The 6,107-nt window shown below is 70.5% G+C and carries 7 protein-coding genes; 4 read left to right on the forward strand and 3 right to left on the reverse strand.

All coding sequences use genetic code 11. The annotated features are described in order from the left end of the window. Positions 1-232: 232 nt before the first annotated feature. Positions 233-1,150 carry a PaaX family transcriptional regulator gene (locus FRZ03_RS28320; protein WP_146467950.1) on the reverse strand — a complete coding sequence of 306 codons (918 nt, stop codon included), beginning with the start codon at positions 1,148-1,150 and terminating at the stop codon, positions 233-235. Between the two features lie 190 nt (positions 1,151-1,340). Here FRZ03_RS28320 and FRZ03_RS28325 point away from each other — a divergent pair, with 190 nt between their 5' ends. From FRZ03_RS28325 to FRZ03_RS28340, 4 genes are all read left to right on the forward strand, one after another. Then, entirely contained in the window at positions 1,341-2,243 is a 903-nt protein-coding gene (locus tag FRZ03_RS28325) for an SDR family NAD(P)-dependent oxidoreductase (RefSeq protein WP_146467951.1), read from the forward strand. Positions 2,244-2,258: 15 nt separating this feature from the next. Next, positions 2,259-3,143 (forward strand): amidohydrolase family protein, encoded by an 885-nt coding sequence (locus tag FRZ03_RS28330; protein ID WP_146467952.1) that lies wholly within the window; start codon positions 2,259-2,261, stop codon positions 3,141-3,143. A 126-nt stretch (positions 3,144-3,269) separates the two neighbouring features. After that, a complete protein-coding gene (locus FRZ03_RS28335) occupies positions 3,270-4,781 on the forward strand; it encodes an acyl-CoA synthetase (protein ID WP_146467953.1) in 1,512 nt (503 codons plus the stop codon). Beyond that, the gene (locus FRZ03_RS28340; protein WP_146467954.1) at positions 4,778-5,242 is read left to right on the forward strand and encodes a MaoC family dehydratase; all 465 of its coding nucleotides are present in this window, start codon (positions 4,778-4,780) and stop codon (positions 5,240-5,242) included. The genes FRZ03_RS28335 and FRZ03_RS28340 overlap by 4 nt, the downstream gene beginning before the upstream one ends. Here FRZ03_RS28340 and FRZ03_RS28345 read toward each other — a convergent pair. Together FRZ03_RS28345 and FRZ03_RS39425 are read right to left on the reverse strand one after the other, a co-directional pair. Then, positions 5,172-5,825 carry a Hint domain-containing protein gene (locus FRZ03_RS28345; protein WP_146467955.1) on the reverse strand — a complete coding sequence of 218 codons (654 nt, stop codon included), beginning with the start codon at positions 5,823-5,825 and terminating at the stop codon, positions 5,172-5,174. The two genes, FRZ03_RS28340 and FRZ03_RS28345, sit on opposite strands and share 71 nt — an antisense overlap. Beyond that, a partial coding sequence (locus FRZ03_RS39425; RefSeq protein WP_186785661.1) for a hypothetical protein occupies positions 5,792-6,107 on the reverse strand: 316 nt, incomplete at its 5' end. The genes FRZ03_RS28345 and FRZ03_RS39425, both read right to left, overlap by 34 nt.

The raw sequence follows: 6,107 nt of genomic DNA on the forward strand, positions 1-6,107 counted from the left end.
TCCACAGGGCGGGAGGCGGAGGCGCTGGCCCCGCAGGCAACTGCGGAGGCTGCGCGGGGCGGTGGACTGATCGCGGAACCGCCTGGCCTGGCCGCCGCTCCCCTGGTGATCTCCGCCCGCCGCGGATGGGGCTGCCAGACGGGACACCGCCAGGCGGATCACCGCCTCAGCCGGCAGCTCCGCGCCGCTACGGGCACGGGTGCGGGTACGTCGAGGCGCCGGCCGGCATCCGTCACGCTCGCAGCGGCACCGTCTCCAGCACCTCCGCCGCCAGCTCCCGGGACGCCGCGTCGACGCGGGCGTTGGCGCGGCGGAAGACGTCCTCCGCCGCGGCGGCGGGCCAGTCCGCCGGGAGGTGCTGGATCGGGAGGTGCGGGTCGGCGCGGACGATCTGGAGCCACTCCGTCAACAGACGGAGTTTGACGGCGAGTTCGTCGACGTCCGAGGCATCGCGGCCGTCCGCGAACGCGAACCAGCGGTCGAGGAAGGCGGTGTAGCCGGCGGACGGGGTCGCGAGGTCCCAGGTCTCGTGCACCATGCGGGAGACGTCGGTGGCGGGGTCCGCGGTGGAGCGGAACACCCTGATGTGGGGGCCGAGTTCGCTGTCCTCCGTGATCGCGGTGACGTCCGCCTGGCCCGGTGCGATCCACAGGCCGCCGATGAGCGGGCCGAAGCCCGCCCAGGTCAGCTGGGAGCGCAGGTCGTGGCGCTGCCGCTGGCTGGATTCAGGCAGGGAGAAGGCGAGCAGCGTCCACGTACCGTCCCAGTTGTCGTTGACGGCGCCCTGCTTCCAGATACGGCGCTCGCCGTCGCGGAGGATTGCCGCCGCCCGGTCGGTGAGGCCGAAGTACATGCGGCGGCCCTCGCGGCGGCGCTGCAGCAGGCCGCGGCCCACCATGCGGGTCAGGGTGGAACGGGTGGCGTGCTCGCCCACGCCAGTGCGGCCGAAGACCTCGATGATGCTGCCGGAGTAGACGCAGACGCCGCTGCCCAGCACGAAGTTGCCGAGGAACGTAAGCATGAGTGACTGGGGGCGCAGGGTCACCTCGGAGCCCGGACCTGCCTGGAGTTCGTCCCCCGTGGTCTCGTACACCGCACCCTCGCCACGCCCGACGTCTCCGCCCGCCGCACCGCTTCTGCCGCCTGCCATGTCGCCCTCCCGCCTCACGCCATCGTCGCACGCCCAATGTTACGCACTCTCTTGACCGTCGCAAGGAGAATGCCTAGCGTTGCGCGCAGATCGAACGAGCGGACGGGACCGGGCACACCCCGTGGGGCGGCGCCACCCCCACCGCTTCCTCTGCGCTCCCCCATCTCTCCGCCCTCAAGGAGATACACCCATGGATCTTTCCGGCAAGGTTGCCGTCGTCACCGGCAGCGGGCGCGGCCTCGGCCTCGCCTACGCCCGCGCCCTCGCCGCCGCCGGCGCCTCGGTCGTCGTCAACGACGTGGACGCCGAGGCGGCCGAGGCGGCCGCCAAGCAGATCACCGAGGACGGAGGGCGCGCGGTCGCCGAGGTCGTCGCCGTCGGCACCAGCGAGGCCGCCGACGCCCTGGTGAACCGGGCCGTGGCCGAATTCGGGCGGCTCGACGTCATGGTCACCAACGCGGGCGTGCTGCGCGACCGCGTGCTGTGGAAGATGTCCGACGACGATTTCGACACCGTCCAGCAGGTGCACCTGCGCGGCACCTTCACCTGCGCCCGCGCCGCCGCGATCCGGATGCGCGAGCAGGGCGAGGGCGGCCGCCTCATCGTCGCCGGCTCCCCCGCCGGACAGCGCGGCAACTTCGGCCAGACCAACTACGCAGCCGCCAAGGCAGGCATCGCCGCGATGGTCCGCACCTGGGCCATGGAGCTGGCGAAGGCCGACATCACCGCCAACGCCGTCGTCCCCAACGCGGCCACCGAGATGACGAAGACCATGCCGCTGTTCGCCCCCTACATCGAGGCGTACGAGAACGACGGCACGCCCTTCCCGGACTCCCTGCGCAAGGGCGTCGCCTTCGGTACCGCCGAGGACTGCGCGGGCCTGGTCGTCTTCCTCGCCTCCGACGCGGCGAAGGACGTCACCGGCCAGTGCGTCGGCATCGGCGGAGACAAGCTGTCGCTGTGGTCGCACCCCCAGGAGGTCTCGGCCGCGTACACCGACGGCGGCTGGTCGGCGGACGCGATCGCCGCCGCCTGGCCGACCTCGGTGGGCCAGCGCCCGGAGACGTACGGCATCCCCGCCCCGCAGCTGTAAGGAGACGACCGCCAGATGGCCGGCATCGACATCGACGCGATCACCGCAATCGACGTGCACACCCACGCCGAGGTCTCCTCGCGCGGACGGGGCTCGCTCTCCTCCGAGCTGGAGGAGGCGTCCAGCAAGTACTTCAAGGTGGAGGACGGCCACCGCAAGCCGACGCTCCCCGAGATCGCCGCGTACTACCGCGAGCGGAAGATGGCGTGCGTCGTCTTCACCGTCGACGCGGAGGCCGCGACCGGCGTCCCGGCCGTCCCCAACGAGGAGATCGCCGAGGTCGGCGCCGAGAACCCGGACGTCATCATCCCGTTCGCCTCGATCGACCCCGCCAAGGGAAGGGCGGGAGCCCGTGAAGTCGGCCGCCTGGTAAGGGACTTCGGGGTACGCGGCTTCAAGTTCCACCCGAGTGTCCAGGCGTTCTACCCCAACGACCGGTCCGCGTACGTCCTGTACGAGGCGATCGAGGAGGCCGGTGCCGTCGCCGTCTTCCACACCGGCCAGACCGGCATCGGCGCGGGCGCACCGGGCGGCGGCGGCATCCGCCTGAAGTACTCCAACCCGCTGTACATCGACGACGTGGCCGCCGACTTCCCCGGCATGCCGATCATCATGGCCCACCCGTCCTTCCCCTGGCAGGACGAGGCGCTGTCGGTGGCCACACACAAGCCGCAGGTCTACATCGACCTGTCGGGCTGGTCGCCGAAGTACTTCCCGCCGCAGCTCGTCCAGTACGCCAACAGCCTGCTCAAGGACAAGGTGCTGTTCGGGACCGACTACCCGCTCCTCACCCCGGACCGCTGGCTGAAGGACTTCGCCGCGCTGCCGATCAAGGACGAGGTCAGGCCGAAGATCCTCAAGGAGAACGCGGCCCGGCTGTTCGGCTTCATCAAGGACTGACCCGACGCACGAAGGAGGGGTCCACTTCACCGAGGACTGATCCGATCCGCCTACGACCGGCCCTCCTCACCAAGGACCCATCCGCGCCCGTTCTCGCAGCACCCAGGGACGCAAAGGAGCTCCCTCATGCGCAACCACGGCATCGGCTCCTGGACCGCACGACGCGCCCGCAAGACCCCCCACCGCCTCGCCGTCGTCCACCAAGGGTCCCGGTACACCTACGCCCAGCTGCACGATCGCACCACACGCCTCGCCCACCGCCTCCGCTCCCTCGGAGTCCGCCGCGGCGACAGCGTCGCCTTCCTCGGCCCGAACCATCCCGCGTTCCTGGAGACCCTGTTCGCGGCGGGCCGGCTGGGCGCCGTCTTCGTCCCGCTCAACATCCGCCTCGCCGACGCCGAGTTGAGGCACTGCCTCGCCGACTCCGGTACGTCCGTGCTCGTCCACTCCCCGTCGTTCGGTGCGTTCGCGGCCGCCTCCGGAGTCGGCAGGCTCGTCGCCGTCGACGACACGTACGACAAGGCGCTGGCACAGGCCCCGAACTCCCCCCTCGACGAGAACGTCACCCTCGACGACCTCGCAATGATCATGTACACCTCGGGGACCACGGGCCGCGCGAAGGGCGCCGTGCTCAGCCACTCCAACCTCACCTGGAACAGCATCAACACACTCGTCGACGCCGACTTCGCCTCCGACGAGGTGACCCTGCTGTCCGCACCCATGTTCCACACTGCGGCCCTCAACATGACGTGCCTGCCGACGTTCCTCAAGGGTGGCACGCTGATCCTCGAGGAGTCGTTCTCGCCCTCGCGCACCATCGACCTCGTCGAGGAGCACGGCGTGACGGTGATGTTCGGCGTGCCGACCATGTTCCAGCAGATCGCCGCGGAGGAGCGGTTCGCCGAGGCCGACCTGTCGTCCGTACGGAAGATGATGTGCGGCGGCGCACCGGTCCAGCAGGCGCTGATCCGTACGTACGAACAACGCGGCGTGCGCTTCCTCCAGGGCTACGGCATGACCGAGGCCGCCCCGGGCGTGTGCCTGCTGGACGCGGAGAACGCCCTGGCCAAGGCGGGCAGCGCCGGCGTGCCGCACTTCTTCAACGACGTGCGGATCGCCGACCCCGCCGGACACGACGCCGAACGCGGCGAGCGCGGCGAACTGCTCGTCGAGGGCCCCACCATCATGTCCGGCTACTGGGGCCTGCCGGACGCGACCGCGGCCGCCTTCACGGACGGCTGGTTCCGTACGGGCGATGTGGCCATCGCGGACGAGGACGGATACGTCACCATCGTCGACCGCGTCAAGGACATGATCATCTCGGGTGGGGAGAACATCTACCCGGCCGAGGTGGAGAAGGCCCTGTACGAACACCCGGCCGTCGCGGACTGCGCCGTGATCGGCGTACCCGACGAGAAGTGGGGCGAGGTGGGTCGCGCGGTCGTCGTCCTCGCGCCGGACGCGGAGGCCAGCGCCGAAGAGATCCTGGCCTTCCTCGACGGCCGCCTCGCCCGCTACAAGATCCCCAAGTCCGTCGTCCTCGCCGACGCACTGCCCCGCAGCGGCGCCGGCAAGCTGCTCAAGCCCCGCATCCGGGAAGCCTACGGAACCACTGACTCTTCTGGAGCCCCCGCATGACTGCCCTTCGTACCGTCACCGGCCTCGACGAGATCAAGGCCCTCGCCGACGCCGACCTCGGCCGCACTGACTGGATGGAGATCACCCAGGAGCGGGTGAACACCTTCGCCGACGCCACCGGCGACCACCAGTGGATCCACGTCGACCCCGAGCGCGCGGCGGCCGGCCCCTTCGGCGCCCCGATCGCCCACGGCTACCTCACCCTCTCCCTCGTCATCCCCCTCTTCAACGACCTGCTCGCCATCGAGGGCGTCTCGATGAGCATCAACTACGGCCTGGACAAGGTCCGTTTTCCCAGCCCGGTGAAGGCCGGAGCGAAGATCCGCCTGCACGGCGCCGTGGACTCCGTGGCGGAGATCAAGGGCAACGGCGTCGAGATGCGCCTGACCTTCACGATCGAGGTGGAGGGCTCGGAGAAGCCGGCGTGCGTGGCGTCGGCGATCTACCGGCACTACGTGTAGAACCGGCTCTACGCGGAGAAGTCCGCTCGCCCGCCCGATCGGGGGGCGGGCGTCCTCCTCGTTCACGGACCGTGACGTCGAGGAGGTCCTTGTCGTGGTTGATCCAGATGTGCTGGACCGTGCGGTCTCCCTTGTGCTTGCCCGTCTCGGGGTCGGCCGATTCGACCTTGTCACCGGTCTTGATCTTGCCGATGGCCTTGGTCTTGCCACCGGCCATCAGGACGGGGGTGCTGGGCGAGAAGCTGCAGCGCGAACGCTCGCCGCCGGAGCTCCTGCCCGTGGTGCCCGAGTTGCCGGCGCTGGGCTCGTCAGGTGCGGCCGCCGACTTGCTCGATGCGGCCGCCTTCTGTTGTGCGTCGGCCTTCTTCGGTGTCGCCGCGTTGCTGCCGACGGAGTCGGTGCTGGATTCCTCGCCCGCGCCGGAGGCGGCCGCCGCGTCGCCCGAGCCGCTGCCGGCTTCGTGCGGTGCGGCGTCGGCCGAGGCCTTCGGCGCCTCGCCGGAGCCGCCCGAACCGCCTGCGGAGGGTGGGGAGTCGGCGTCTTCTCCGGCTATCGGTTCGCCTCCGCCGCAGCCCATCGCCATGCAATCGGCGCCCCCGGCCAGACCGCCGACCGCTCCGATCGCCTCTCCGGCGCCCATGACACATGCGGGGCCGCGACCACCGTCTCGGTGCAGGCGGCGACCGCCACGACCACGACGACCACCACGGCGACGACCGCGACCACGGTCGCGACCTTCTCCGCGACCGGCAGTGCCTTCTTGAAGTAGTGGCCCGCGCAGCCCCAGAAGCCGGAGCAGCCGCTGCTGTGCTTCTTCGTTCCGCTGGAGGAGGTGGTGTTGGCGTGGTATGCCTTGGTGTTGGCC

Source organism: Streptomyces misionensis, assembly GCF_007896895.1.
Classification (GTDB): Bacteria; Actinomycetota; Actinomycetes; order Streptomycetales; family Streptomycetaceae; genus Streptomyces; species Streptomyces misionensis_A.